We start from the raw sequence: 25328 nt of genomic DNA, 5'->3' as shown, positions 1-25328 counted from the left end.
AAGCAGACTCCGGATAGATTTAGGCAAGCCACAGATCATCGACCTCAACCTTGCAAAGATCGGGCTGACCATAGATTTCAACTTTGCTGGCGCCCGGACATTTCAACTTTGCCTGGACATTAGATCACATTCGAAGTCGGCCGGCTTAGCGCTTTCTTCGCGCAGTCGCACGCCGCGGGTTAGCGGCTGGACGTGCAACTCGATGTTTTCGCGCCGAGCGCGAGCCCAGCCCGCGCTGATGGCGGCTTCAAGCGTAGGGAACAACTGACGCGGCTCTGGCGTGCCGTCTATGTCGAGTGCCCAGCCATGTTCGGCGCGCACCACGCTAATGCTCGTTGCTGGCATCAATAGCTCCAACGACGTCGCTGGCGATCTTGCGACCCCCCGTGCTGAAATCGTATCACTCCTTGATGTTTCGGGCGTGGTGCCCGAGCGAGTATCGCTTCATTCGGTGGCTTGGGAATTGAAAGGGAATGGCCAGTAAAGGGTTAGTTGGCGCTGTTGGTGATAATGCAGGAAACGGCGCTACCGCAACGGTACCCGGCGTACTGCCCGTGGCCGGCCCCTTGGAGGATCATATGCAGCGGATCGTTGAAGCAATGGACTGTGCTGTATGCCACATGCCGGCGGAGCGTTGGGCGCTGCCGGGCGGCGAAGGCTATCTCTACGAGTGTCCGGCCTGTGGCGGGCGCTACAGCATCGCGCCGTCCGCAATCAGCCGCGCGGAAAGCGATGGCGGGCACCCTGATCTTCTAGCCGCCGTGCGAGCGTGCATCGCCCGCGGCGACCTGCCGCGGGTTGCCATCGTCGGCGGCCAATGGCAGCCACTGGAAGTCATCGGGCGCCAGGGCGCGGAATCGGATCCGGCCTAAAGAAAAAATGCCGCCAGTTACATCCCCATCGGGAAAAAGCCTCATCGGCCGTGATGTTTGACGGCGGAGCCAGCAGCTTGACTTTCTCGCCGCTGGTTCATGCTGGTGATACCTCCAGATCGAAGGAAGTGCGCCATGCTGAAGCTTGTACTCGTGTCCGTCGCGGTCGCGGCGGCGATTCTCTCCAACCAACCCTCCGCGCTGCCAATTGCCGAAGGCGCAGCGCAACGCCATGCCTTCGCGCGCCTGCCTTGACTTCATAGCGTTCAACGATGCAAGTCAACACACAGATGCCGCTGTTTCCGCCGGTACCGCTTACCGGTAATGGCGCGGCCGCGACTGCCCTGCTCCTCCTTGCGTGCTCAGGCACGAAGCTTGACCGGCCGGCGCCTGCGCTGGACCTGTACCGCGGCGTCATGTACCAATCGTACCGGGCTCATGTTCGCGGCGATGAGGCGCCGACCGTTTTGATCCTGTCCGCCCGCCACGGTTTTCTGGCAGCGCACACCGAGATCGCGCCCTACGATCAACGCATGACGCCCCAGCGTGCCGAGCAGATGTTGAGCGACCTGCAGCGCTACCTGCGCCCGGAGGCCTGGCCCAGCCGAGTCAGCCGCGTCATGCTCGCCGGCGGCCGAGAGTATCGCCGCGTCATGCACGCCGCCCTGGCCCGCCGGTATGGCGCAGCACTGCCGGCGCTTGAGGAAACCAGCGGCGGCATCGGCACGCAGCGCTCCCAGCTCGGCGCCTTCCTCGACGGCCTGGCACCAGCGCTTTGCGATCGGATCGGCCAGCATCCCAATGGCACCCCACTCTATCGCCGGTACGGCTGGATCGAAGCGGGCACCACCGTCAGCGTGGCTTACCGGGCAACACCGCATCTGCCCGCCCGCAAGGCCCAGGTCCTGACGCTCTTTGACGGGCCGAGCGGGCCCACAGCCGACGTCGTCGTCGAAGAAGTCATTGGTGGCCGCACAAAGGCCTGCCCGCGCTGGGTTGCCGTGAGCAATCTGCGGCCTTATCTGACGGAGATGCCGGCATGACAGACTTTGATCGCCAACTGCAGGGCCTGGCCAACGAACTAAGCCAGGTAAGCCATGACAAGCCGGCGCAGCTGCTCGCCCTCACCTACGCCGGCTTCCGCGCCTGGGCGAAGGTCGGCAACCTGAATTTTCCGCCAGAGCGGCGGCACGAATTGCTGCAAGAGATATTGCGCTTTTGCGCGTACGAATGCCTTTGCGCCTGCTGCTTCTCCAGAGACGACGCCTTGCAGCGGATTGCCGACATGCTCGACGGCAGCTATCCGCGGTACGCCCGGACGCGCGCAAGGGTCGCGGAACGACGCGACCGCTATGGCCGGATACGGTGCTGACCCCCTTCCCTGCAGGTTATATCCGCCTCGGCGAGGCGGCAGGGGTGTGGGCGAAGCTAATTTCAGTATATAACAGCGGGCATGGAACCAATGGACTCCCTCTGGCTCACGAATCCCACCCTAGCCTACAGCGACTGGCAAGCCCGGGAAGCCGCTGGCGCGGATCGTCGCCCCTTCTCTGCCCGCTCGATCGTCCAGCATCAGGCGATGTTCGAGCACTTCCGCCGGCACCTGCTGGCGCGCGGCGCCAGCATCCCCTCTTTCGGGTCCGACGATATCGACGCGTTCTGGCATCGCCCCGATGCGCGTTCCTACTCCCAGGCCACGCGGGTGCGATACGTCAAGCTGTTGGATCGCCTGTGCCGGCATCTGGTCTTTTCCGGTGTCAGGCACGACAATCCCGCAGCCGCGCTGCTTGCCGCGGAGCGATGGCCCGATCAGGAGCCGACGCCACAGTATCTGGACGCCGCCCAGGATGCGCGCCTGCAGGCCTTCCTGCAGACGCCTGCCGATAACCTGGCGAGCCTGCGCTCGCGCGCGATCGTCGCCATCTTCCTCGCGACCGGCATCACGGCGTCAGAGGCCCGGGCAACGCGGGTGGTCGATCTTCAGCTCGACGCGAGTCCGCCGTACCTCTTCGTGCCGGCCCATGGGCCGCGGGATGCCCGCACCGTGCAATTGGCGGAGTTCGCAGTGCCGCTGCTGCGCGCCTGGATGGCACGGCGCGCGACGCAGCCCATCGAGTGCGACCTGCTCTTCACGCTTTCGCCGGAAGGCCGCCCCATCACCGATATGAGCTTTGGCCGGATTGTGGCCGCTGCGCTGGAAGCTATCGGATTCACTGGCGCAGAGCCGAGCCCACGCACGCTGCGCAACACCTTCTGCCGGCGCCAGCTGCTCGCGGGCCTGTCCCGGGAGACCGTCAGCCGCATGCTGGGGCTGGCCAGCCAGCGAACTTGCGACCGCATCGCGGCTACCATCGAATCAGAAGACGGAGACCAATCATGATCATCCCGCTGGAAACTGCCAAAGCCATCTATCGACGCGCGATCGACCCCAGAGCAAGCGACCACGAAGGCGAGGCGTGGTGGGCAGCCGTCGCCGACGAGGTCAATATGGTCGTGAGCGCCAAGGATGCCGCGTCGGCGTCAGCCGTCATCTCCTGGTGGCATCACGATTGGAGCCAGGTGGCAGACAGCCCGCGGGCCGCGGCTGCGCGCATCCGCCGCGCCGCGCGTTCGAAGACGGGTTGAGGCAAAAATCCGCTTGCATGCGTGGCCGCTTTTGCTATTCTTCGCCGGTGCGCAGCAGAACGCGAAACAAAAAAAGCCCCGAAATCGTGAGACTTCGGGGCTTTTTTGTATGCAACACATCAGAACAGCGACGGTTGCGGTGTGGCGGCCTGCTGCCAGGCCATCCGGCCTTCGGGCGGCAGGCTTTCGAAGGGCACGGCGCGCGCGCATAGTGCGTCGACGTCGTATTCCAGCGTGAGGCTCAGTCGATCCTTGTACGCGGTGCGGCGGGCGATCTCGTCATGCTCGGCCCTCTGCGAATGTGACAGCGTGAGACACCCATACTGAGCATACCAGCGGTAGCCTGCAGTGACCTGGCCCGGCGCGATGCCGGCGTCATGGACGTCCAGCAGCCGATCAAGCTCGAACTCGGCAATCAGCAACGCCGCCTCCGCGTCGACGGAGAACTGTTGGGCAGTGGGCAAGGCCCAGACCACGCGACCATTGGTTGTCGCCTGCAGGGCAGGACCGCAGGCGGCGTCGGCCGTGAAGCTCTCCAGGTAAGGATCTCGCAGGCCCGACCATTCCGCCGGCGCCGCGGTATCGTCCCATTCCTTCCCCACATGCAGGAAGCGCGCCGCCGGCACGGCGGTCTGCGGCACCTGAGGCACCTCGGGAATGTCGTACCGGAGGCCCCGCAGACGAATGTCGCGCCAGTCCGCCCAGACCGCGAAGGGTCTGGCGAGCCCATTGAGGGACTGCAGCGCGTCGACCGCGATCAGCAGGTCAAGCGGCAGCAGCTCGAACTTCGGACGCTCTCCTGCCCGTTCAGCGCGGCACTGCTCGTCATAGTCCAGCTGCAACATGTACCGGACCAGCTCGCGCAGCATGGCGGGGTGGTAGGTATCGGGTTGGATCTTGATGAAGCCGCCGCGAATCGTGCGCCCTACCCAGTGCCGCCGCTTCCAGTCGAACCGGGTATGGCGAATGAACCGATTGAGCCGCTGAAGGCCTGCCGCATAGGCGTAGCGCGCGTCGTACTCGACCATGTTGGCCAGGCTCTTGTCCTCGGCCATCTGGCAGACGTGGCACCCGAGGCGCGCGCCGCATTTACCTTGCCGCCGCGAACCAGCGCCCTCGAGGATCGCGTCGGCCACAACGGCGCAGGACGTTCCAACGGCGTGGGCGTAGATGCGCCGCATGTCCTCGAAATCCGAGTAGCTGGGACGTCCTCCGCTTCCATACAGTGCGATGCCTTCCCAGATATCGTCGTCCTGCCAGTGACAGACCGGGCTCAGCACCAGGTCTCCGTCCTGATTGCGCGCCGGCTGAATCGCCGACTCGCCACGCTGCCGCATGGCCAGGTTGCGGCGGGTACTTTCCCCATACCGGGTCCCAAGCAGCGTTACCGGCTCCGCGAAGCCTTCCTCAACCAGGGAGCGAAAGAGGCTTCGCCGGAACGCGCGTTGCGGGAGGATCTTCAGGTCGCTGCTGCAGTCGCCATGGGTTCCGGGGAAGCTCGGCAAGGCCCGGCCGGACAACACCTTCACCTGGAAAGTGGCGGCCATCGCCGGTTCGACAATGCGGGTGATGATGCGAACGCCATGCCGGGCACCGAATTTGCGCATCCGGCCCAGTTCATTGCGGTAGTGCTCTGCCACCTCTGGCGATTCCACCAGCGTATCGCCGGTGGTGACCACCACCAACGGCTTGCCGCCGGCGGCGCGGTGCTCGACAGCGGCATGCAGCGCGAGCGCTGCAACCATGCTGCTGTCCTTGCCGCCGCTGTATGCGATCACCAGCGGATGACCAGCCTCGAGCAGTCGCCGGATGGCCTGGATGGCTTCGTCCGCCCGGTCCTCGATGGAATCGAGCGCGCCGGCGGGAAAAAGTGAAATTGTTTGCATCGTGTCCCTTCGGGAATGGGACACGGCCCCAACGGGGGCTGTGCCCCCATGGGTTGGTAGAAAGTCCGGCTCAGAGATCGACGAGATACGCCACGCGGCTGCAGTCGTCCTGCGATCCGGCAATGCGCTGCCCTTCCGGGCACGTCGCAAAGTCCGCGACATTGGTCTCGAGCTCGTCGGCGATTTGACGAAGCCGGCGTGCCGCCTCGGCGGGACCACCGGCGCCGCGGAATTCCGGCGCGTGCAGCGAAATGCTAACGATCAAGTCCATTCGCCCTCCCGGCTGCACCCAGTTGCGGGCACCGCTTGTGCAGGGCCTTCTGGTTGGTGTCGATGTACGTTCGCACGCCGTCCATCATGACGGCAAGCTGGTGCTGCAAACAGGCGGCGTCTTGCGAGACTTCCACCTCCTTTGCGGTCTCGAAGGCAGCCAACACCTTCTCGCGCGCGACATCAGCGCCCATCCAGGCCATCACGCGGATGAACGTGTGCACCTTCTTGCCGCGTGGTAGCAGCTTGGCAGCTTCGGCCGCCGGGATCATGATCTTTTCCATCGTCTACGGAACCAAAAAAAGAAATGCCCTCCGAAGAGGGCGATGAATGGGGCGGTACCGCTCAGAGCCAGGCCGGACGGACCAGCTTCATCACGCTGCGGGTCCTGCGAAGCTTGCGCACACGCGACGCGAACCACAGCATACCGATCAGCGCAATCGCCAGACCACAGCCGAAAAGCTGAAGCCGCAGCAGACCTGCATCCGGAGCAGTAACAACAAAGAAGAGCGCGACGAACAACACGGCAACGATCGCGAGAACCGCACCGGCAGACGTGCGAGACTGAATCACCATGGCAAGACTCCTGTGAGACGGAAGCCTTGCCCATAGGGACAAGGCCCCTATGGGTAAAAGAGAAAGCTGTGCTGGCAAGGCCAGCAAGGTCGATGCGTCGAAGACGCGGTAAGCACGGCCATTCTAGCGCCCAATTTCTGTTGGTTCAAAAGAAAAATGCCCGCTCCCCTTTCGGGGAAGCGGGCGTGGGCAAGGCTTAGGCGTGTGTGCAACTACTGCGCGGCCAGGGCCACGACATCGATGACGCCGTCGGCGTCGTCAACGAGCTCCGGCGTCTGGGAGATGAAAAATTCCCGCTCATAGCCGCCGACCCGCAGCACCTCGCGCTTCATCTTCATGAAGGCACGCTTGCGCTCCGGATCCAACGGCCCGTCCGCCTCGTCGGTGAACAGCGTCTGGAAGGCATGCTGCGCGTGCTGCGCCCGGTAGAGTGCAATGCCGCGCGTGAGGCATTCGTTAATCCACACCTTCTGGCCCCCACTGATTACGCTGAATTCCTTCGAGCTATCGTTTTCAGCATCCAGCACAGCGATGGAAAAGCTCTCCCGAGCTTCGCCACTGGCAAGTGTCGTCTGGGTCTGGATCGCGATGGTGAATCGCGGCCCATAGCAGGCGAGCAGCAGATCATTGACGATGCCGGTAATGACTGGTCCCGCGTCGTCGATCGACAACGCGATCAAGCCGTCGTTGCCAAGGCCCTTGCCGAGCAGCTTCCACTGCGCGATCTCGTCGGACAGGCGCTGAACCTGCGCTTCAAGAGCGGGCAGACCGGCGAGCTCGCGTTCGATGCGGTCACGATCGGTGGCCAGCGCGCTTTGTCGGCGGATCAGCGTTTCGATCCTGCCGTCGGCTGCACTTACCGCCTCACGCACCCCCACAATACTGCGATCCAGGTCCGCAATCAATGCCGTCACGTCCGTGATGGCCAGCGCATCCACCTCCCGCTGCACCGCGCCCAGTTGAGATTCAACGTCTTGGACGTCCCGGGCGTGCCGGCTGTTCCGTTCAGTCTCCTCCTTCGCCAGCACAGCCATGTCGCTGCGAGCGCTCTTGAGCGCGGCCGCGGCAGTGTCGAGCAATGGTCGCTGAGCCGCCAGAGCGGTCAAACGCTGCAGTTCCTGGTTGTCCCGCGTGATATCGCGCTGCAGGACCGCCACCGCCTCCCGAGCCGCGGGCAAACGCTGTACGCTCACTTCCATGGGCTTCAGGGCTTCCTGCTTCTCCCTGTAGCTGGTGCGCAGCTTCGTTACGACGACAGCCTGTTCCGCATACTGTCCCTTTGCCTCGCGGGCCTGGGCTAGCAACGGGCATTGGCTGTGCATCGAATGCCCGGTGCAAGGCACCGTGTCCATCACGTCGGTCTGGGCCTTGAGCGTGCGGGCCAGCTGCGCTGCCACCGAGCCCCGCTGTTCCATCTCGCGAAGCTCTGCTGCCAGTGTCGCGTGCCGCGTTGCCACGGCCTCCACCTCGGCAAGTTCTCGCTGCCTGTCGGCAAGTTGCGCTTGCCGCTGGCCAAGGGCCATCTGGACAGCGTCGCGTTGTGCAGCCGCTTCGGTAATCGCCTCGGATTTGGCAACGGTCGCCTGGTGGGCGGCCGCGGCCTGTTCAAGTTCCCGGCGGCGCATCGCTGCCTTGGCGGCTGCCGCACGCTCATCCGCAGCCAGCTGCTGACCACGTGCCCCTAACTCCCGCTTGCGCTGATGCAACTCACGCAATCGGGCCTCGGTACCGGCTGAGGCCGCCTGCTTGGCCGCGAGCGTCGCACGCTCCTGCTCCAGCTTGCTGCCGCGGCTCAACTGCTCCGCGCGCAGGACTCGCGCCGATTCGAGCGCCTGGTCAATCTCGCGAATCTCACCAGTCATCGCCACCGCGGTGTCACGCTTGCCCGACAGCACAAGCAATTCCCGCTGCAGCGTATCGAGCGACCGGCTCAATGCCTTCGCCACATCGCCAGCCTTCGCCGACAACTCGCGCAGGTGGTCGATGCCAAGCAATTCCGCCAGCAGCCGCTTGATCTCGGTCGGCTGGTAGCTGGCCAAGGGGCGACGGTTCTGGGCGGAAAAGACGCTGGTAAAAAAGGCTTCGGCGGAGCCAAGCACCGCGTCGAGGCATCGGCCGTAGGTGTCGGCCTTGCCATCGGACACGGTGCCGTCGGGCAGCTGTACGGGATTCCAGGCGCCGGCGGCATCCTTCTCGAACAAGTAGTACTCCGCCTTGCGGCTCTTGCCCGGGTTGCGAAATGCGAACGCTGATCGATACACCTTGCCACCGTGCTCCCACTCCAGGTCCTTCTCGGCGCGCGGGGCGCAAAGGTGGTCCCAGTACGAGAATGCATCGGCCGACATCTTGCTGGCGTGGCTTGGCATGATGGGATAGGGATGCAGATTGTCCATGATCGTCGTCTTGCCGGCGCCATTCGGGCCAACAATCGCAATCAGGCCGCCTGGCAGATCGGTCAGATCCACCGTCACGCTTTCCCGATGCATGCCATCGCGGATGCCGTGAAAACCTGCGAGGGTCAGTTTCAGTGGGCGCATTCGACAACCTCCGCTCCGGTGAAGGAATGAAGGTAATCAGCCGGCACCTCCATCGGTTCGCCCTCGAATACGGTCAGCTCAGGCACATCCGGCACGTCCTCCTCCGGGTGGCCAGCCATGGCGCGCTCGACAGAGCGCACCGCGGCAGAGAACTGGCTTGCGGCCATCTCGAGCAACGCCTTCCAGTCATCCAGACCGGCAATGGCCTTCAGCTCCAGGGCGCTCCACTGCCCGGCAAAGCCGTTCGAGAACGACCAGATCAGGTCTTGCAGCTCCTTGGACGGTGCGACGGAGAACCAGGTGTTACCACCCTCGGCGCCGATCGTCATCACCAGCATATGCCCGCGTTTGGCGATCACCGCTCCGCGATCGCGCCCGAAGGGTTCGTACAACATGCACGGCGTGAAGCCGTGTTGATCACATAGGCGCTTCGCCAGTTCGGCGCGCGTCAGGGCAGACTCGGCGACATGGACCCACGAAGGGCCGGCGTGGTAAAGGATCATCTTGCACTCCAATGTATGGGCGGAGCGCGCCCCTGACGGGAAGCACCCGCCAGGGTAAGAAGAAAATGGATACTGCTGGGTCGATGCGTCAAAGACGCGGGTGAAACCGGGTTTCGACAGCCCTTGCGGCTGTCGGAACATGGCTTGCGCATGCTCTAGGGGTTAGGCGGATTGCTCCGCAAACAGGTCATCGGTCAGCCAGTCCATGCTGGATTGCTCCGGCGAAGGGGTCTGGGTGATTCGCGAATCAGCCGAACTGCTTTCGACAACGATAGGGGCCTCATGGATACCTTGTGTTGCCTCGGCCGGCACAGCACGTAGCTGCGCCAGCACCGCATCGGCGATCGATTGCGCATCGAGCGTCTCCAGCATCGCCAGGCGGTCCGACAACGGGCCCGTGTCCACGCCAGTCAGCTCACCCCACCGGGCCAGCTTTTCCGGCAGGCTCGCGGCACGGCTGATGCCTTCAGCACGGCTGCGCACTGCCGGCAGAACCCGTGCCTCGATCTTGAGCTCAGCGCTGCGGGCGAAGAGTGCCTGGATGGCATCGCGGTCGACCAGCTGACGGTGCTCTTCGTTGACGGTCCAACGCACCCGCACGAACTTGTCAGCCGCTTGTGCAGCGACCTCGGCCAGCTTCGTCATGTCCGGCGGGCCGTCAAAGTCCACGCACACCGTCTCGCGCGCCGGCGTGGCCACCAACGACGCACTGGCGCGGCCGGCGGCCACTTGCCATTGCAAATATCCCTTCTCGCCGATCTCGCCGTAGTGGAATCGCCCGATGGAGCCCGGATAGGCCACTATCCTGCCCTCCCGTTCCCATTGCTGGGCACGGTGAATATGACCGAGCATGAACCCGTCGCATTCCGCGTCGAAGAGCGCGCCGATGGTGAACTCATGGTCAAAGCCAGCCATCGGCACGCCATGCTCAGTCTGGCAGCCATTGACCGTGCCATGCGACACACCGACCGTTGGCACACCTTGCGAGCGCCACTGCCGATTGACGGCGCCGGCGGCGGCCAGGTAGTTGGCCAGATAGTCGCCAACCGCCGTCGCTGCATGGACGACGCCCACAGCGGCCGCGAGAACCGCCTTGTTGACGGTTGGCACGCAGGTGAACACAACGGTGGGCATGCCACGCTGCGCCAGGATCGCGTCAATCTCAGCGCCGGAAAAGACCGGCCCATCCGACGGTACGAACTGCCCGTTGCAAAGCGCTACCTGATGGATGCGGTCTGCCACGTAGACCGGATACTGCGCCCCGATCAGGCGGAACAGATCCAGCGTGCCCTGCGGTTCATGGCTGAACGTGCCTTGGAGCATCAAAACGGGCATGTGAGCCGAAAGCAGATGGATGCGGCGCGCCAACGCCGACAAGGCCGGCGTGTGCGCGTCCAGGCGGTGATCGGTGGAATCTCCCGACACCACCCCCACATGACAGCGCGATGCAATCGCGTCGTCGACCGCAAAGCCGAAGCAGCGGTCCGCCTCGGCCAGATGGCCGGGCGAGTAATGCAGATCTGAGAAGTGTCCCAGACGCAGGCAATCGCCTTCGTTGAGCATGCTACCTCCTTGAAAATGGGTTGCGCCCGCGCAAGCGCTGGCGCGTGGAAAAGAAAAAGGACGCCACAAGGGCGTCCATGAAGTGAGCCAGTCGGGAAGTCCGGCTCAGGGGGCAATCTCTGCCGCGATGGCTTTGACCTGTTCGCGATAGGCAACCGGGTTGTTCTCCAGCGCAACACGCATATCGTGAACGACCTGCCGGACCGCGGCGGGCCGCTTGGTCCAGCCGACGCCGAAGCTCTCCTGCAGAAAGGCGCGAAGATCCTTGCGATCCGGCTCGTTGTCGAAGCCCAGCCGCGCGGCCAGCTCGTTGAACGCTGCGGCCAGGTCCGCGGTAGCCGAGGTGTCGGCACGTTGCTCCAACGGCAGGCTTGGCTCCTCGTTGTCCAGCGGAGGGGCACCGGCCGACTGATCCGGCGGAACCTCGGGCGCGCTTTCGAGCGCCGCGACCGCCTGCTGCGCGGCTTCGACATGCGACAGCCGCGGCCGATCCGACCCGTCGAGAAGCCCGGCCAGGTCAAGATCGGCGTCGAGCGTGATGAGCCATTGCATCTGCCGCACCGGCTTGCCGGATTCGGGATCGATACGGCTGATCTCGACCTCCTGCTTGCTCACGAAGAACTGGACGCCGACCAGGCGGCCGCGCGCCAGCGCAACCGTCTGCATCGCGGCGTGGGCCTTCTGGAGCACGTAAATGGAGGTGGTCGGCATCTGGATCAAACCGAGCCCCCGGGTCGAAGGAACCGCAAAATAGAACGCCGCGGAGAGGTTGCAAACGCCCTGCTGGTACTGCGGGCAGCTGTGCGGGTCGCACCGTCCGTCGGGGATGGCGTCATCCTGCCGCAGAATGATCGGGCGGCCGCCCCACACGCGTTTCGCTCGGCTGGCGCGCGCATCGCGCTGGACCGGCGCATACGTCTTGCAGTAGCGCAAACCGTCAGGACCGTACTCGGAGAAGTACTGCTTGCCGCTGGCGGTGTAGGTCACCAGCTCGTTGGGCATGTTGCGCAGCCAGTCGTCGAAGGCAAAGACCACGGGAAAGCGCCACAGCTTGTGGCCATTGCCGTCGCCGCGGTCTTCGCCGTAGCGCTGCACGATCTCTTCGGCCACCGCTGGGTTGGTGAAGTCCGACCCGCGGCAGGTGAACCACGGCACGTTCTTCGGCACCAGCGCATTGCGCAACTGGGTTCTGCGCTCGATTTCCAGGCCGATGGCTTCGTAGGAGTGGCCCTGCGCCACCATGGCGTCGTGGATCCGCACGGCTTCGGGATTGTCCCGAGCCTTGCGGGTCAGGACTTTGATCCCCGGGCGGATCTTGCCGATGATCGGCGGGCGCATCGGCCGCTCTTCTAGCAGGCTTCTGGGTCCGTCGAAGCCACCGTAGGTGATGGGTGCATGCATACGTTCAATCTCCTTTCAGAGAGAAAGCGAACGACGCTCGCCCGGATGGACGCAGCATGCTCCCGAAGGCGCAAGGCTGTGTCTGCCCCGCGCTGGGTCGTTACGGTGTTGAGGAAGGCCGCTCGCGCGGCTTCCGGAAGAGTGGCGACGTGTGCCGCCTCACAGAGGTTGCGCCAGGCTGCCGGCATATCCTTGTACAACGGACGTCGGCGTTCCAGCGTTGCCGCGATCACGGCGCAAATCTCGGAATCCTGATGCATGGCAGCTTCTCCCGAAACGGTCTCTCACAAACAACAAAAGCCCGCGTCCCGGGTACGCCGGAAAGCGAGCTTTGCTAGAGAGACCTGGATGCCACGCCCCTTCCGGGGGCGTGGCACTCAGGGAGCCGCGCACAAAGCGCGCCGCTCATGCGGAGGACGTAAAGTCGTCCTCGTGCAGCATGATCACGCTGCACAACAACCCATTTCGCGAACCCACAGGTTCGGCCGCAGGTTCACGGATCGGCTCGACGTCAGCCGTTCTGCCTAGGAGGGGCCTGGAGAGAGACGCCACATGGTCCCAGGCTCGAACGGTGTCCGGCGTGCACTCATGAAGAGGCACAGCCAAAGACGCGTATTACGAGCTGATGAGGGAAGTGCTCGGCGAAAACACTTATCACAAGGAATATCCACACCGGTAGCCAACCGGTCGGCGCGTGCGCAAGGTGCACGACTTGAAGCAGAAGATGGACTCTCGGGGAGTCAGGGTCGATGCGTCAGTGACGCGAGGTGTGAATGAATTGTGGCACATCGCTAGCCGCGCAAATGGCAGAAAGCTCGCGAATTTGGCACCGCTTTCTCCGAGCATGCCCGGTGCAATGTATCTCACAATTCCATGTGAGAGAGATTCCACAACATGACATGGCCGAACTTTTCCGTCCGCTCCCCGATGGCGATTCGCGTCCCATACCGCCAGTTTCATCCCTGGACGCGCCCCCAGACAGCTCGGATGCCAACGCTGGCCCGAAGCCTATTCGGCGCATGCTCAGCGAGGGACGCGTTGCAAAAATTGTCCCGCAAACGGACAGCGGTACTGAGGTGTCGTATTGCACTGACTTCGTGCGTAACTTCTTACGTAGCGACTACAACTACATCACTTCCAAGTTCTCGGTGGCCAGCAAAGGCAAGATCATTGCGCTTGACGAAGCCTTCCGGCTGGCACAGGAATGGATGGATGCGAGACTGCAGTGGATCGAATCCAAGCCCCGGCGCCATCTCAGCTTGAAGTTCGACCATCGGCAGATCGTCGTGACGCACTCTTTGTCAGGCCGGCTCATACGACTTCTGAACCAGCACGACAGGCTCTTCCATCGCACGCTCGGCGCATACATCGCGCAATCCATTTCGGATACGGAGAAGGACGACGCAATCGTCGGCGCGGCCAAGCACATTCGTGCAATCCATCACCTTTGCATCCCTGACAACGATCGGTTCGCCCCAGACGGCCAGCTGATAGAACAGGCCTGAAAACCGCTCCAGAGACCGATATGGACATTAAGGAAATTGAGCGCCTGCACGCGCAGTACGCGGCCACTCCCGTGACTATTGAGATGGACGCCTCTGGAAAAGCCAGTCTTGATGCAGCTGCACCGGCCGCAAGCCAGCTACCTCCCGATCGTAACGCGGCGATCGTGGCGCACATCAAGCCGATCCACTGGCAATGCCTCGGGATCCTGGCCGTTGCCGTTCTGGCGTTCGGCGGAGGGCGCTGGCTCGCATCCAGCGACGCGCGCAAGCCACCCGAGAAAGCTGTAGCCGCACAGCCGGAAGCCGCCGGCTCGCGGTCCGTCGAAAACGGCCATGAATGGCCTGCGTCACAGCCATCCGTGTCGCAGCCGCCAGCGGCATCGGGTACGCCAGCACCGTCCGCAGCCCCTGTCGCCAGCTCCGGCGCATCGGCAAGCACGCCCACAGCGGCTGCGCCGCAGAACGTTGCCAAGTCTCAACCGCCAAAGGCGCAAACGCCAAGGCAGCCGGCCTCCGTCTCGACAGCCACACGCCAGGCGCCAACCACTCCCGCCCCAATCCATCCGCCGGCACCGGCGGCCAGCCGCGGCAACGAAATCAAACTGTTCTGATCCCGTCATGAATGCCCCTCGAAACTTCAGCTTGATCCAGGCTGGTCTAAGCATCCACGGACACGTTTCCTCCGATCACGGCGTCAGTTGCTTTGGCCTGGTCGACGGCGATCTGCGCTCTTCCCGTGGCCTCGTCCATATCGGTGCCGAAGGGTTGGTCCGGGGAACCGTGGAAGGTGACCATGTGCTCATCGATGGCACCGTAGAGGGGGATGTTGCCGCTCGAATTTCGCTCCATATCAACGGCCGCGTGAAGGGCCGGATTGCCTATGCTGGCACCATCCGGCTTGGGAGCTCCGCAGCCCTGGAGGGCACGATCGCGCGGATTCCGGCCCTCACCTTCGGCGACAGTCCCGCGCCGACAATCGAAGAAGCCGTCACCCCGAGAACGGAAGCCGACGTCACGGTGTCAGCTTGAGCATGCTCAGGGTGTATATCCGGAAAGCCAACATATAAGCATCGTCTTTTTGGTTAAACAGAAGAAAAAAAGGGCCCGCCGCTGGATAGCGTCGGGCCCTTTTCTATGGCTGGTCTGGCAGCTCTCGCATGCTCACCATCTCTTCGATGGTGAAGAGATTGATCACGGTAATCCACGCTCCGCGGTAGCCGCGCTCATCAATGAAAGCAACGAGTGGAACTCGGCCATCGATGATGCAACGAAATTGCCTGACTCCGCGCACGGTATCTTCGATCAAGTATCGTTGGCCATGCCGCAGCTCAAATTCGACATTACCTTGCGACAATCGCATGCCAGGCGCAGCGGATGGCGCGGGCGACGCCACAACCGCAAGCCAGTCATCAAAAGACTGCATATTTTCGTTGCGGACATCAGAAAACCACTGGTCCACACGCTTCGCGATTCCCTGCCGTGGCAGGTTGTCGACGTTCATCAAAAGGAGTTGGGGTTCCAAAGCTCGCTCCTCTGGAGCCCCATGCCGGCAACACGTGCTAGCCCTTCGGCAGCGGTCTGGCCGGCGGTCGCCCGTTTCCTCCAGGAAAAAGTTCCGAATTATTGTTTCGGATTTAGCAATGTTTGCCGACATGGGAATCCAAAAAGAAAAAGCCCCGGGCACGCCGGGGCTTGAGCCTGCTACGACCACCACTTCAGTACCTACCATCGGCACTTCCATGGGTCGCTTGAGGCTGGTTATAGAGAAGTGACAGCGAAAGGAACGACTTAGCTGTCAGGAGAAAACCGCATAGGCGTACCAGGTCCCGCTCACGTGATCACTTCGACACACTCGCCAAACGGCGGTGCGGCGATGCGATCCAAGGGCGTGACTGAGCCCCACAGGACGGGATATGCCGGCGCCGCGGGCGGGAATCCGCCGTCGAGGTCCGTCAGGTAGACAAGGAACGCTGGTGCAATGCCTTCGCTCTCAAGCCATGCGAAGGGCGCCTTGAAGCTGGTGCCACCGCCACCTTTCAACGGAGCAAGATCAACTACCTCGTCCCGCTCAAACGTCTGGACCTGGGTGACTCGGGTATCGCAGTCGATCACGATGAGCCGGGCCGGCTGCAGCTGCTGGTGCACCGCAATAATCTCCGCGGCAAACTGTCGCTGCGTCTCGTCAAAGACCGAACCGCTGGAGTCGCGCACGAACACCGCGTCCCCCACCGCCTCGGAATGCAAAGACGGCAGGTAGAGACCCAGATGCGCATAGCGGCGGTTGGGTACCTTCCAGCTGTAGTCGGCGTGCGCTGCTTCAGCGGCGAAGCGATGCAGCACAGCCCGCCAGTCGACAGAAGGCCGCTGTGCGGCTTCCACCAGGTGTTCGAGATCGCCAGGCAAACCGCCGCGCATCTTGGCCGCTTTCGCGGCCTGACTGACGGCAACCCGCCATTCGCTCTCGACGGCCGGCTTGTCGGCGCCGGTGTACTGGCGCACTTCGCCACACCCGTTCGACTCCGGCGGAGACGGCTCCCCGTCCGACGGATGCGGCGCTGAGCCTGCTGCGCCGCCGGCAGATTGCTGCGGCTGCTGCGACGATTCCTCCTGTCGTAGCAACGCGTAGATCTCCTCCGCCGACTTGCCCAGGTAGCGGCCATCGAGCAGGACCCCTTGCGGCAGCTTGAACTGCGCATTGAGCACCAGCGGATTGACCGCATAGTCGCAGGCCTCGTTCCAACGACGCTGATCCCGTGCCCCCATGCGCCAGCAGTGACCGTTGGCCACGTGCAGCACCTCATGGGCCAGGACGCCGCGAAGCTCGAGGTCATCGAGCTTGTCGACATACGCCGGGTTGTAGCCCAGGCTCACGCCGTCAACCCACATCGACTCGCAGCTCGTGTCTTCGACGATGGCCAACCGCAGGGCCAGCGCGCCGAAGAACGGCTGCGACAGCACCAGCGCTGCGCGCTGCTTCACGATTCGATCATGCATGGCGACCTCACGCGGCAAGCAACTGCAGCATCGGCATGTCGCCCGCTTCGCGCGTCAGCGTCGGCGGCGGCCCACCCATGAATGCAGCCATCTGCGCCTCGATCTCCATCGCGCGCTCGGCCACGTTCAGGCGAAGCAGCGGGTCGTCCTTGAGCTGCGCCCCGGTATAGCAGGCAAGCTGCTCCTGGGTCTTGGCGAGGATCTCCGTCAGGACCGGATCATCGGAGAAGTTCAGCCGCGGCAACAGCGCGCTGAGTTCACGCACCTTGTCGGCGACGTCAAGCCGCACGTTGCCCTCGCCATAGAGACGATTGGCGAAGTGCTGCACCGCTTCGTAAAGACGGCCGACCAGGTCGTTGTTCGCGGTCTTCACCGCACCCAAGACCTTGGCGTCCATCTCTTCGCGGATGCCGTGCAGGACGTCGGGCGGCAGGTCGATGCCGAACTGGCTGGCATCGGGGAACGGCAGCACGGAAAAGCGCACACCGAACTTCCGGCGCAGCTCTGCCTCGGTCGGATAATCCGCCTCGTCAAAGAGCCCATTGAGTGCGACACGGGCCTCGTCCTTCAGCCGCGGATAGTCGGCCAGGAACTGCGCCGTCGCCACTTCGAACTGATCGCGCATGGCACGCAGCTTCTCCGCGACGTCCATGTAGACAGCCGTGGGAAGCAAACGCACGCCGAGCTGGTCATAGTCCAGCGAGTGGCTATCGAAGAGCGCCCGGGCGCGGTTGCCGATGGCGCACACCTCCTTGTACGACGTCGCGCCGTCGGTCAGCAGCCGCTTGTTGAAACGGCCAATGTCCTTGGCTTCGTGCTTGGCCTCGACTTCCTGCGTGGCACGGGTGTCGAAGCGGCGCGCGCGCCAGACCGAGATGTTGAGCGTGGCAAGCATGACGCGGGACGTCAGGTTGGTAATGTTCATGATGGATCCTTGGAAGGAATCGCCGCGCGAATGCGGCAAAAATGAAAATGGCCGGCTCGGGTGAAAACCCGAAGCCGGCCGGCAGATGTGGTGATGCGGGACAGGCGGCCTACTGGCCACGGATGTGGGCGCCGATGGGGCCGCCCTGCGCCACGATGAACGCTGGGGTACTGGCAATTGACGCGTCGCGTTCGACGGCGTCTCGCACCAACAGCACGGCAAACTCACCGAGCCCCGCCTCATGCAGTCGATTCGCGTAGACCATCACGCGATCGAAGTTGTTGGTATTGGCCAGGCGCGCCAGCGCCGTGGCGATTCCGTATTGCACAGCGACGTCGGTCGGAATCGGTGCCGAGGACGGTGCTGCGAGGACGCCGTCGGGGGAAGGCATCTGTTGGAAGAGGCGCTTGAATGCGACGAATTCCGTCGCAGCGCCCTGCCCAACCGCGCCAGCGAAGGCGACGTGCTCCAGGTCGGAGGGCACGACCTTCGACAGCTTGCCTACCATTCCCCAGGAACGCGGGCTTGGCAGGTTCTCGATCTCGCGGGTGCGATTCGCGGACAACAGCAGGTCCGGGCGGAAGCGCAGGAAGGCAATCAGCTCCGGCGGCTGGTTCGTCGCAACGGCCCAGCGCGTCCAGTCCTCGATCGACGTGGTCAGCTCTACGATGGTCGCAAAGCGTGACTTCAGCGGATCAAGAATGTTGGAGACGCCGGCGTTGTCGATCCGCCGATTGGTCGCAGCAACGAAGGTGACATGCGGCGGCAGCACGTGCTCGCCGATCTTGCGGGCGAGCAGCAGCTGCATCTTGGCGGCCTGGACTGCGGGTGTCGCCTGGCCCAGGTCGTCGATGAACCAGACCAAGGGGCGGCGCGCGCTGAGCGCGCGTTCCAGATCGCCGAAAGGCAGGAAGCGCGCATTCGCACCGTCGGCAGATGGAAAGGGCAAGCCTTTCGAGTCGGTTGGGTCTTCGACCACCGGATGCGAGATGAGCAGCTCGTAACCAGCGTCCGCAGCGGCTCCGGCGACGATGTCGCTCTTGCCGATGCCGGGTGCGCCGGTCACGAGGACCGGCAGCATGGCCGGAATGCAAGCAGCGAGCAGTTTCTTCAGTTGGGAGGGGTTCAGTTCCATGGGATTCCTCAGGAGGAAATCCCACAGGCCGTCCCCACAGGGAGCGGTCCCTGTGGGAAGGTTCAAGAGATGGCCGGCATGCCGGCGTTGGGGTCGATGCGTCAGCGACGCGGGTAAAACAGTGTTTGGACTGATTCGGACCAGTGCAAACACCGCTTAGATGGTGACAGGCTACCGCTGCGGCCCTCTTGCGATAGGGACGAAAGCTCGGGAAAAATACACGTGATTCAAAGAAGCGCCCCGGCCCCGAAGGGCCAGGGGATCTCCATCAAGCCGCGATGGCAGCCGGGACGGCCGCCTGGGCGAGTCGTGCCCGGGCGTAGGTCAGCGTTCCGTCCTTGGCGCGCAGCGGGCGCGACATGCCGCGTCGCGGATGGCAAATGCGATAGGCGCGCGCGCGGCCGCGTGGCGTGTCGATGATCTCCGAGAAGCCCTCGGCGATGCAAAAGTCGACGTACTCGCGTCCGTTCAGCACCTTGCCGCTCTCCAGCCTCCAGCTGGAGGCCTCAGCACGCTTGCGGGCGTCCTCAATCTCCCGCGTGGCAGCGCGGTCAGCCTTCGCTGCGGCCGCTTCTCGCTCCCAGCGCTCCTGCTCTGCGGGCGAGAACCCGCACAACTCGAAGATCCGCCGGCGGCGCTGCGCTGCAGTGCACTGCAGCAGATCGACACCGGTCTCGTCACGCAAGGCGCGCTTGGTCTCGGTGTTCCAGTCCTTGGGGCTGTCGAAGATCTCCAGGACCGCCGCAACGTCTCGCTGCAGGACCGCCAGCGCGACCTTGTTGGCCCAGTCGTAGCCGGCGCAAGTGCGCTCGGCGACCGCACGCCGCGCAAGATCATCGAAGTGCCGCTGGCTGATTTCCAAGGCTTCGCGCTGGGCTTTGGCTCGCTCCATCGTGGCGTTGAAGCGCCGTTGCGTCGCGAGCGAGTGGATACGCTGCGCCAGCGGGGACACAGGGGTAGCGGCTGGTCCTTGCGCAGCCTTGAGCACCGGCGCGGTCCGCGGCTGCAGAATGCCGGCTCCGAACAAGGCATCGTCGACCTCCACGTCTCGGCAATCCGCGGGCAGCCGTCGTACGATCGCGAGCAGCTTCCCTACGTTGCCTGCCGTGATTGGCAGATGCTCGTGCCGCATGACATGGCAGAGGCCCTGCAACTGCGCGGGCGATAGCGCGCCACGCAGCGCGGGCACCTCGATCAGCGGCCGCAACCAGGGGAGATCGTGCTTGCCGATCTCCAGGTCGTCGCGGTAGGCGCTCAGCACGCATTCCCGGACTTTCTCGCCGCGCAACAGGGCATAGGCCACATGCAGTTCATGGCGCGAGTTTGGGCTCGCGCCTGGTGCATACGCGGGTCCCTGCCGACCGTAGCCGAAACGTCGACGGAATTCCCCGTCGACGAACGCTGCGATGTCGAAAGGCCCTTGGGCCTCAAACAGATCCCGGGTATGCAGCAGCGGGCCTGCCTCGGCAGCGGCCATATCGATGGCTTCCTCGGGGAAGAAGGCGAGCCGGCTTGCCGCAACGACCGCGCCCCAGGAGGCGCGGGTCATCTCATGCGGGCGCAGGACCTTGCCGTCCAACCGGACGAGGTACCGCTCTACCTCATCGAGGACTTGGGTCAGGATCGACCGGGCCGTGCCGCGCGGGCGCACCGCGATCCGACCGGACTTCAGAAGATGCACGGCGATATCCCCGCGCTCGACGTGCCGTACGGTAACGTCGTCGGGCCGCGGTGCGGCCACGCCGCGTCGGTCCTGGTTCAGGTATTCCAGCACGCCGGCGAGCGTCGTGCGCATTTCGGATCGGGCCGATCCTATCGAAATTACGTACATGATGTGCTCCGGAAACGGAACACGCCCCCTCGGGGCGTGCCCCGAGAGGGTTGGAAGATGCGCCGTGGTGCTACACCAAGGCGGCAATGCGATGCGCAGGCCTGCGGCGTTCGACGACCCGAGCTCCTGCGAGCTGCGACAGCAGTTCGGGGCAATCGATGCGCCAGATCGCCCCGCCTTCGGGTAGGTCCGTCGACAGGCGGCCCGTGTCCGCGAACTTGCCAGTGGCCAACAGCGCCGCTTTGAGATCCGCCGGGAGGTTCCAGTCGGCAGCGACGCAGAATTCACCGTCGAGCAAAGGCGTGCCCGGCAAGTTCACGCTGAGCGAGGCATACGGCATGCCATCGTCTGCGCAGATCAACTGAATAGCCGGGCGCAGGGTCGAGTCGTAGAGCCCGACGCGCAGCTGAACGCCGGGGGGATAGCTGGCCAGGCCAGCGCCAATTACGTTTGAGTCCATCGGGGGGTCCGAGATAGGGAGCCGCCCCGACGGGACGACGCCCGTGTGGGTGTGGAAGCGAAAAACGCACCCCTGGGGTGCGTTCCGCGGTGAGCCGACTGATCGGCTGAGGAGATTGAGGTGTCCAGCCCTTACAGGCCGACCAAGCTGGCACCCGCTTTCAGCGAGTAGCCAATATGGCGCATAGAGCACTCAATCCTTGTGTACACGCCGGCCGTTGCGGTCAGCCCAGAGCAAAAACGCCGAGATGGCACCCCCGACGATCAAGACAAACAGACCAAGAGTCATCACTCAGTCTCCTTTGGAAAGAACTGCACCTACGAGAAATAGTACAACACCGACGCCGATGAGGCTAAGAACGTCCGTCACAGCGCCCAGGTTCCAAGCGCGGCTGGACCCGACGTATCCGCTCGCGCCAATCAGCGCAGCTGCGGATAGCGTATGAGCGAAGCGACCCGACTGCTGGCGCTGTTCCTTCGTGGGCGCCGTGACAGCCTTCCAAGCCTGTTCCAACAAGCCTTGGCGTTGTCGTCGAGAGCGGTCGAGCTGGTAGACACCGTTGTCAACCGGTTGCAATGGGTAACGGTATCCGTCTTCGTGCGCAACGATGGCGTGCCCGTCTCCCGACGCTTTGGCGCGCTGTACGAAGTCAAGCATGCGCGATGGCAGAGTAACGATACCGGACGCCGGCTCATACAGCGCCTGACCGTGAATTTCTTCGCCAGCCGTCGAAGTGAACGTGACCTTGATCAAGATCGTCATCGCCACTCCTTCAGCTGCGCCGCCCGGCCACCACGCGTAGCGTGGATACCAGTTCGGAATAGCCACCCTGGGTGGCCAGCGACTCCACGCTGACGGTATTGTCGGGCCCCCTGCCATGTCGTTGCGGCCGCGGCACGTCCGGTAGGACATGCGAATTCCGGCGGCGCCGGGCGGATGCTGAATCTCGACCAGCAACGAATCCGTCTGCAACGCAAACACGTTGACGTCGCGCCGGCGCTGGCGATGCTCGCGGATCGTGTAATCGCCCGGTCGCAATGCCATGTCACCAGCGAACCGGCGCAGCACGCGACAGGCGTCACGGCGCAGTTCCTGGCATGCGGCCGGGTTGTTCGGAAAGGGTGCGAAAAAGGACTTGGGAAGTTTCATGGATATCCTCTGGATGGGTGGGGACATCCCTTCCCTGCCGGGACGAGTGTCCCGCAAGGGTTGGTCCGGCGATGCCGGACGATAGGTCGATGCGTCAATGACGCGGGTAAAAGCGGCTTGCCGAACCCCGAAGGGTTGGGCAAGCCCTTTCGGGCTTGCGAATGGGATGGCCTGGACTCAGGCGACATCGAACATCTTGCTGATCGCACGAACGCTGTCCCAAGCTTGACGCTCGGTCAACCACTTGCCGACCAACAACTTCTGCACGGTGGTGGCCGCGGCAGTCGCATCGCTGTCGTAGCCGATGCGATCGACGTGGATTGCCCAGCCTTCGGACCAGCCGCGATGCACCGAGACGGCGAGCCGTTCACGAGCACCGAACTGGGGCCACTGGCGTGACGACTTGGGGCCGTACAGCGCCTCGTTGTCGTCATCCATGAAATTGCTCGCGTTGAGCCACTCCGGCTCTAGGCCGGCAGTGCGCAACTGACGACGGATGTCATCGGCGACTTCGAAAATGTACTTACCTTTCGTTTCGAGCGGGGTAATGGTGATAGGGGTTGCTTCTGCGACGTCGAACATGTGAACTGCTCCTGTTCGCGACAGAGCCCCCACGCGGGAGGCCCGCGCGGGGAAGATTGGAAGGGATGAGGCTCCGTCTGGAGCCAGGTCAGCGAGTGAGGCGAGAACCGCCGGCACTCGAGACGAGATACAGCCGCTCGCCAGTGACGAATTGCTGATCAGCGTCTTGCGTAACAACGATCTGGCGGCCACTGTCCGTACGGACAATGACCTCCACGCCGCTGCGGCGGCTCAGGTGATTGGCGGCCGTCTGAGCGATCACCGCGGAAACGGTGCCGGACAGCGCGCCGGCCAGGTAGCGGCCATTGCCGTCGCCGATGACGCGTGCACCAAGCACCGCGCCAACAACGGCACCGAGAACGCCCGGCACGCCGGTGTTCGCAGACATCATGCCGTCGGTGTCAGCAATCGTGACCGGGCGGACCCGGACGACTGTGACAGCTTCAGCAGTACCCGGGCGCAGCGCTTCGGAACCCCGGTAGGTGTTCGGCGAAGTCGGCTGGGCGGCGCAGCCAGCGAAGACGGCGCAGCAAAGGAAAAGCAGGAGAAAACGCTTGAACATGTTGGCCTCGATGAAAAGCGGGCCAACATACCCACGGGCATGAGGCCCGTAGGGGGAGAAGGAAATGTCCGGCTATACAACCGGAAGGGTCGATGCGTCCGGGACGCGGTAGGTTCAGCAATGTTAGCAGGGTCAGCCGCAATTGTGGAGAGGGCTGGTTGGCTAGCTACCTGCTACCACGTTAAGGTAGTCCGACGGATCAACGAGTTGCCAACACCAACTGTCGCCAAGCGAGTACAGGTGCAGCTCTTCGCCGCCCGCGACTTGCGGTGCTGCGTGGAACCATTCTGCCTCGCCGTTCTCGTCGAACAGGAAGGCCTTGCGAGCCTCGACGTATATGAGGCTCGGCATCACTGCACAGAGACTTACGGCGTCCTGGTGCGAAAACAGCGGGACAGCAAAACCGTTCCACATTGCGCCGTTCCAATACGCCCACACGACAGCATTGTCTGGCAGCCAGCTGCCCGTCACGCGAACGCGACGCCATGCATGGTTCGTACCGCTTTGATTAGGGGAATCGTTCAAAGTGTGCTCCGAAGAAAGGATGGAGCACGCCGCCAGGGCAGCTGCCCCAACGGGTTGGAAAAAATGGTGGCGCGCGGCCACTGAATCGATGCGTCTGAGACGCGAGGTGTCGCCAGATGCTAGCAGCGAGGGGCTCTCCCTTGCAAGGTCGCTACTCAAGAATCTCCTGGGCGGTTCTCGGGCATGCCCAAGAGGAGAACGTCCGAGATCGCCCATGAGCGGTCGTTCGACGCATCACGCAAATCTACGACAATTAGCGTTCAGCGATGTCGAGCAAATCTTCAGCGACATAAGCCCTTCCCGGGATCGGGGGAGCCATTTGACCATTTCTATTCTCTTCTGTTAGCTGTCACACAGACAAGCAAAACAAAGGTGAGAACTTCACGGCCGATCGACCTACGCTTTCCTCACTGCGTGCAGAAGGGATGCTGCCGCAATCGAACAAGTAAGCGTCTGGAACGAGGAGCCAATTATGCGCATAACTACATACTCGAGGGCTATGTGGAAACACATTGCATTCGCCATCATTGGCGTGACTGTCGCGCCACCAGGTTACCCCTGCGGTGGCATCTTCGACGTCGACTGCAATCTAAGACACGGTGGGCTTAGTCCGGGGAACATTCAGAGGCAAACGGGAAAGGCATTAGGCGACGTCGCAGCCACTGGACGCAAGGCGGTGCAAGACGTCGCTAACGCCCTGAATGAGCTTCAGGCAAGTGCGCTGTCGGGGCCCACGCTCGAGGCAGCGATTCAGTCATCGCACGATTCTGCGCAGACCGGCGCTCAACCCATCCCGCCTGCCATGAGACAGCAGCTCACTGGGTACGCGAGCGAAGACTCGATGAACCGCGTGCGCTACAAGGTTGGAGACAACGGCTTCGTGAATCTTGCGCGATTGCTCGAACAGGGCGGCGCTGCAAGGGCGGTCACGCTGATTGATGTCGTTGTATTCCGAACCAATGAAGATGCACAGGATCCAGCAACCTGGGCCCACGAACTGATGCACGTCGACCAGTACCATGAATGGGGCCTGCATAGCTTCGCCGTCCAATACGCTAGAAATGCCAACGCTGTTGAGAATCCAGCGTACGCCAAAGAGAACGGCTATGACGATTGGGTCCAGCAAAACCAGCGCACCGCGGCAACGACCCCGATACCGGCGGCGCCTCCCCTGGTGGTCGGGGGAGACAATGGGCGCTTCATTTCGGGCGCCCAGATTCAGCAATGCGGATGTTGGGGGCCGACCACCGGCATAAATGCTGACAACAGATGCACGAGAGGCGCTTCGATTGCGGTGGCATGCCAAGGATTCTGCGCTGCCGGCGGCATGCCATACAGGTGGATTTGTCAGTAGGCCCAAGCCCTCAGCCAAACGGCAAAATGCCGCTTCTGCCGCGGAAGTTTTCCCGGTGTGACCGCAAGCGCCA

Annotated in this window: 29 protein-coding genes; 9 read left to right on the top strand and 20 right to left on the bottom strand. The window is 63.4% G+C overall.

What is annotated here, in order from left to right; translation table 11 throughout:
- Positions 1 to 102 precede the first annotated feature (102 nt).
- Entirely contained in the window at positions 103 to 345 is a 243-nt protein-coding gene (locus E5S69_RS30315; protein ID WP_115737183.1) for a DUF2188 domain-containing protein, read from the bottom strand.
- A gap of 233 nt (positions 346 to 578) precedes the next feature.
- On the opposite strand from E5S69_RS30315, the gene E5S69_RS30310 reads away from it, so the two are divergent.
- From E5S69_RS30310 to E5S69_RS30290, 5 genes are all read left to right on the top strand, one after another.
- Positions 579 to 872 (top strand): hypothetical protein, encoded by a 294-nt coding sequence (locus tag E5S69_RS30310; RefSeq protein WP_145987313.1) that lies wholly within the window; start codon positions 579 to 581, stop codon positions 870 to 872.
- A 272-nt stretch (positions 873 to 1144) separates the two neighbouring features.
- Positions 1145 to 1915 carry a DUF6884 domain-containing protein gene (locus E5S69_RS30305; RefSeq protein WP_232348057.1) on the top strand — a complete coding sequence of 257 codons (771 nt, stop codon included), beginning with the start codon at positions 1145 to 1147 and terminating at the stop codon, positions 1913 to 1915.
- On the top strand, positions 1912 to 2244 hold the full coding sequence (locus E5S69_RS30300; protein ID WP_115737180.1) for a hypothetical protein: 333 nt from the start codon (positions 1912 to 1914) through the stop codon (positions 2242 to 2244). Before E5S69_RS30305 ends, E5S69_RS30300 begins: the two co-directional genes overlap by 4 nt.
- 90 nt (positions 2245 to 2334) lie before the next feature.
- Complete coding sequence (locus E5S69_RS30295; protein ID WP_115737179.1) at positions 2335 to 3252, top strand: tyrosine-type recombinase/integrase; 918 nt, start codon at positions 2335 to 2337, stop codon at positions 3250 to 3252.
- Positions 3249 to 3497 carry a hypothetical protein gene (locus tag E5S69_RS30290; protein WP_115737178.1) on the top strand — a complete coding sequence of 83 codons (249 nt, stop codon included), beginning with the start codon at positions 3249 to 3251 and terminating at the stop codon, positions 3495 to 3497. The genes E5S69_RS30295 and E5S69_RS30290 overlap by 4 nt, the downstream gene beginning before the upstream one ends.
- Before the next feature lie 119 nt (positions 3498 to 3616).
- On the opposite strand, the gene E5S69_RS30285 is transcribed toward E5S69_RS30290, so the two are convergent.
- From E5S69_RS30285 to E5S69_RS33030, 9 genes are all read right to left on the bottom strand, one after another.
- Positions 3617 to 5383 (bottom strand): phosphoadenosine phosphosulfate sulfotransferase, encoded by a 1767-nt coding sequence (locus E5S69_RS30285; protein ID WP_115737177.1) that lies wholly within the window; start codon positions 5381 to 5383, stop codon positions 3617 to 3619.
- A gap of 70 nt (positions 5384 to 5453) precedes the next feature.
- A complete protein-coding gene (locus E5S69_RS30280; RefSeq protein ID WP_115737176.1) occupies positions 5454 to 5654 on the bottom strand; it encodes a cell division protein ZapA in 201 nt (66 codons plus the stop codon).
- Positions 5638 to 5937: a hypothetical protein gene (locus E5S69_RS30275; protein WP_115737175.1), complete on the bottom strand. Its 300-nt coding sequence runs from the start codon at positions 5935 to 5937 to the stop codon at positions 5638 to 5640. The genes E5S69_RS30280 and E5S69_RS30275 overlap by 17 nt, the downstream gene beginning before the upstream one ends.
- Before the next feature lie 61 nt (positions 5938 to 5998).
- Positions 5999 to 6229 (bottom strand): hypothetical protein, encoded by a 231-nt coding sequence (locus E5S69_RS30270; protein ID WP_115737174.1) that lies wholly within the window; start codon positions 6227 to 6229, stop codon positions 5999 to 6001.
- A 212-nt stretch (positions 6230 to 6441) separates the two neighbouring features.
- Positions 6442 to 8766 carry an AAA family ATPase gene (locus E5S69_RS30265; protein ID WP_115737173.1) on the bottom strand — a complete coding sequence of 775 codons (2325 nt, stop codon included), beginning with the start codon at positions 8764 to 8766 and terminating at the stop codon, positions 6442 to 6444.
- A complete protein-coding gene (locus E5S69_RS30260) occupies positions 8754 to 9269 on the bottom strand; it encodes a hypothetical protein (protein ID WP_115737172.1) in 516 nt (171 codons plus the stop codon). Before E5S69_RS30260 ends, E5S69_RS30265 begins: the two co-directional genes overlap by 13 nt.
- Positions 9270 to 9431: 162 nt before the next feature.
- Positions 9432 to 10832 carry a metallophosphoesterase family protein gene (locus E5S69_RS30255; RefSeq protein WP_115737171.1) on the bottom strand — a complete coding sequence of 467 codons (1401 nt, stop codon included), beginning with the start codon at positions 10830 to 10832 and terminating at the stop codon, positions 9432 to 9434.
- A gap of 105 nt (positions 10833 to 10937) precedes the next feature.
- Positions 10938 to 12233: a hypothetical protein gene (locus tag E5S69_RS30250; protein ID WP_115737170.1), complete on the bottom strand. Its 1296-nt coding sequence runs from the start codon at positions 12231 to 12233 to the stop codon at positions 10938 to 10940.
- Positions 12182 to 12421, bottom strand: coding sequence for a DUF7696 family protein (locus E5S69_RS33030; RefSeq protein ID WP_420890189.1), 240 nt, complete (start codon positions 12419 to 12421; stop codon positions 12182 to 12184). Before E5S69_RS33030 ends, E5S69_RS30250 begins: the two co-directional genes overlap by 52 nt.
- Positions 12422 to 13132: 711 nt before the next feature.
- On the opposite strand from E5S69_RS33030, the gene E5S69_RS30245 reads away from it, so the two are divergent.
- From E5S69_RS30245 to E5S69_RS30235, 3 genes are read left to right on the top strand one after another with little or no spacing between them, the layout of a single operon-like run.
- Positions 13133 to 13738: a hypothetical protein gene (locus E5S69_RS30245; RefSeq protein WP_145987312.1), complete on the top strand. Its 606-nt coding sequence runs from the start codon at positions 13133 to 13135 to the stop codon at positions 13736 to 13738.
- 20 nt (positions 13739 to 13758) lie between these two features.
- Positions 13759 to 14349 carry a hypothetical protein gene (locus E5S69_RS30240; RefSeq protein ID WP_145987311.1) on the top strand — a complete coding sequence of 197 codons (591 nt, stop codon included), beginning with the start codon at positions 13759 to 13761 and terminating at the stop codon, positions 14347 to 14349.
- 7 nt (positions 14350 to 14356) lie between these two features.
- Positions 14357 to 14767, top strand: coding sequence for a bactofilin family protein (locus E5S69_RS30235; protein ID WP_115737167.1), 411 nt, complete (start codon positions 14357 to 14359; stop codon positions 14765 to 14767).
- A 103-nt stretch (positions 14768 to 14870) separates the two neighbouring features.
- On the opposite strand, the gene E5S69_RS30230 is transcribed toward E5S69_RS30235, so the two are convergent.
- From E5S69_RS30230 to E5S69_RS30180, 10 genes are all read right to left on the bottom strand, one after another.
- Positions 14871 to 15260, bottom strand: a complete 390-nt coding sequence (locus E5S69_RS30230) for a hypothetical protein (protein ID WP_115737166.1) — start codon at positions 15258 to 15260, stop codon at positions 14871 to 14873.
- Positions 15261 to 15568: 308 nt separating this feature from the next.
- Entirely contained in the window at positions 15569 to 16732 is a 1164-nt protein-coding gene (locus E5S69_RS30225; protein ID WP_115737165.1) for a DUF2201 family putative metallopeptidase, read from the bottom strand.
- 7 nt (positions 16733 to 16739) lie between these two features.
- The gene (locus tag E5S69_RS30220) at positions 16740 to 17657 is read right to left on the bottom strand and encodes a hypothetical protein (RefSeq protein ID WP_115737164.1); all 918 of its coding nucleotides are present in this window, start codon (positions 17655 to 17657) and stop codon (positions 16740 to 16742) included.
- Between the two features lie 109 nt (positions 17658 to 17766).
- A complete protein-coding gene (locus tag E5S69_RS30215) occupies positions 17767 to 18792 on the bottom strand; it encodes an ATP-binding protein (protein ID WP_115737163.1) in 1026 nt (341 codons plus the stop codon).
- Between the two features lie 268 nt (positions 18793 to 19060).
- Positions 19061 to 20623 carry a hypothetical protein gene (locus tag E5S69_RS30210; protein ID WP_115737162.1) on the bottom strand — a complete coding sequence of 521 codons (1563 nt, stop codon included), beginning with the start codon at positions 20621 to 20623 and terminating at the stop codon, positions 19061 to 19063.
- 70 nt (positions 20624 to 20693) lie between these two features.
- Entirely contained in the window at positions 20694 to 21083 is a 390-nt protein-coding gene (locus tag E5S69_RS30205) for a hypothetical protein (RefSeq protein WP_115737161.1), read from the bottom strand.
- Positions 21084 to 21374: 291 nt separating this feature from the next.
- Positions 21375 to 22232 carry a hypothetical protein gene (locus tag E5S69_RS32545; RefSeq protein ID WP_232348058.1) on the bottom strand — a complete coding sequence of 286 codons (858 nt, stop codon included), beginning with the start codon at positions 22230 to 22232 and terminating at the stop codon, positions 21375 to 21377.
- A 177-nt stretch (positions 22233 to 22409) separates the two neighbouring features.
- Positions 22410 to 22814, bottom strand: coding sequence for a hypothetical protein (locus tag E5S69_RS30190; RefSeq protein ID WP_115737286.1), 405 nt, complete (start codon positions 22812 to 22814; stop codon positions 22410 to 22412).
- An 88-nt stretch (positions 22815 to 22902) separates the two neighbouring features.
- On the bottom strand, positions 22903 to 23376 hold the full coding sequence (locus E5S69_RS30185; RefSeq protein ID WP_115737285.1) for a glycine zipper 2TM domain-containing protein: 474 nt from the start codon (positions 23374 to 23376) through the stop codon (positions 22903 to 22905).
- 162 nt (positions 23377 to 23538) lie between these two features.
- Entirely contained in the window at positions 23539 to 23901 is a 363-nt protein-coding gene (locus E5S69_RS30180; protein ID WP_145987319.1) for a hypothetical protein, read from the bottom strand.
- A 472-nt stretch (positions 23902 to 24373) separates the two neighbouring features.
- Here E5S69_RS30180 and E5S69_RS32725 point away from each other — a divergent pair, with 472 nt between their 5' ends.
- The gene (locus tag E5S69_RS32725; protein WP_115737283.1) at positions 24374 to 25255 is read left to right on the top strand and encodes an eCIS core domain-containing protein; all 882 of its coding nucleotides are present in this window, start codon (positions 24374 to 24376) and stop codon (positions 25253 to 25255) included.
- The last annotated feature ends 73 nt before the right edge of the window (positions 25256 to 25328 follow it).

The organism is Cupriavidus necator, from assembly GCF_013141915.1.
In the GTDB taxonomy this organism is placed as follows: domain Bacteria; phylum Pseudomonadota; class Gammaproteobacteria; order Burkholderiales; family Burkholderiaceae; genus Cupriavidus; species Cupriavidus necator_B.
The sequence above is the reverse complement of the archived record's forward strand: the minus strand, read 5'-3'. Positions and strand labels throughout refer to the sequence as shown.

Coding starts and splice junctions, on each gene's coding strand:
- E5S69_RS30315 (WP_115737183.1), bottom strand. CDS start 345: ATGCCAGCAACGAGCATTAGCGTGGTGCGCGCCGAACATGGCTGGGCA.
- E5S69_RS30310 (WP_145987313.1), top strand. CDS start 579: ATGCAGCGGATCGTTGAAGCAATGGACTGTGCTGTATGCCACATGCCG.
- E5S69_RS30305 (WP_232348057.1), top strand. CDS start 1,145: ATGCAAGTCAACACACAGATGCCGCTGTTTCCGCCGGTACCGCTTACC.
- E5S69_RS30300 (WP_115737180.1), top strand. CDS start 1,912: ATGACAGACTTTGATCGCCAACTGCAGGGCCTGGCCAACGAACTAAGC.
- E5S69_RS30295 (WP_115737179.1), top strand. CDS start 2,335: ATGGACTCCCTCTGGCTCACGAATCCCACCCTAGCCTACAGCGACTGG.
- E5S69_RS30290 (WP_115737178.1), top strand. CDS start 3,249: ATGATCATCCCGCTGGAAACTGCCAAAGCCATCTATCGACGCGCGATC.
- E5S69_RS30285 (WP_115737177.1), bottom strand. CDS start 5,383: ATGCAAACAATTTCACTTTTTCCCGCCGGCGCGCTCGATTCCATCGAG.
- E5S69_RS30280 (WP_115737176.1), bottom strand. CDS start 5,654: ATGGACTTGATCGTTAGCATTTCGCTGCACGCGCCGGAATTCCGCGGC.
- E5S69_RS30275 (WP_115737175.1), bottom strand. CDS start 5,937: ATGGAAAAGATCATGATCCCGGCGGCCGAAGCTGCCAAGCTGCTACCA.
- E5S69_RS30270 (WP_115737174.1), bottom strand. CDS start 6,229: ATGGTGATTCAGTCTCGCACGTCTGCCGGTGCGGTTCTCGCGATCGTT.
- E5S69_RS30265 (WP_115737173.1), bottom strand. CDS start 8,766: ATGCGCCCACTGAAACTGACCCTCGCAGGTTTTCACGGCATCCGCGAT.
- E5S69_RS30260 (WP_115737172.1), bottom strand. CDS start 9,269: ATGATCCTTTACCACGCCGGCCCTTCGTGGGTCCATGTCGCCGAGTCT.
- E5S69_RS30255 (WP_115737171.1), bottom strand. CDS start 10,832: ATGCTCAACGAAGGCGATTGCCTGCGTCTGGGACACTTCTCAGATCTG.
- E5S69_RS30250 (WP_115737170.1), bottom strand. CDS start 12,233: ATGCATGCACCCATCACCTACGGTGGCTTCGACGGACCCAGAAGCCTG.
- E5S69_RS33030 (WP_420890189.1), bottom strand. CDS start 12,421: ATGCCGGCAGCCTGGCGCAACCTCTGTGAGGCGGCACACGTCGCCACT.
- E5S69_RS30245 (WP_145987312.1), top strand. CDS start 13,133: ATGGCCGAACTTTTCCGTCCGCTCCCCGATGGCGATTCGCGTCCCATA.
- E5S69_RS30240 (WP_145987311.1), top strand. CDS start 13,759: ATGGACATTAAGGAAATTGAGCGCCTGCACGCGCAGTACGCGGCCACT.
- E5S69_RS30235 (WP_115737167.1), top strand. CDS start 14,357: ATGAATGCCCCTCGAAACTTCAGCTTGATCCAGGCTGGTCTAAGCATC.
- E5S69_RS30225 (WP_115737165.1), bottom strand. CDS start 16,732: ATGCATGATCGAATCGTGAAGCAGCGCGCAGCGCTGGTGCTGTCGCAG.
- E5S69_RS30220 (WP_115737164.1), bottom strand. CDS start 17,657: ATGAACATTACCAACCTGACGTCCCGCGTCATGCTTGCCACGCTCAAC.
- E5S69_RS30215 (WP_115737163.1), bottom strand. CDS start 18,792: ATGGAACTGAACCCCTCCCAACTGAAGAAACTGCTCGCTGCTTGCATT.
- E5S69_RS30210 (WP_115737162.1), bottom strand. CDS start 20,623: ATGTACGTAATTTCGATAGGATCGGCCCGATCCGAAATGCGCACGACG.
- E5S69_RS30205 (WP_115737161.1), bottom strand. CDS start 21,083: ATGGACTCAAACGTAATTGGCGCTGGCCTGGCCAGCTATCCCCCCGGC.
- E5S69_RS32545 (WP_232348058.1), bottom strand. CDS start 22,232: ATGAAACTTCCCAAGTCCTTTTTCGCACCCTTTCCGAACAACCCGGCC.
- E5S69_RS30190 (WP_115737286.1), bottom strand. CDS start 22,814: ATGTTCGACGTCGCAGAAGCAACCCCTATCACCATTACCCCGCTCGAA.
- E5S69_RS30185 (WP_115737285.1), bottom strand. CDS start 23,376: ATGTTCAAGCGTTTTCTCCTGCTTTTCCTTTGCTGCGCCGTCTTCGCT.
- E5S69_RS32725 (WP_115737283.1), top strand. CDS start 24,374: ATGCGCATAACTACATACTCGAGGGCTATGTGGAAACACATTGCATTC.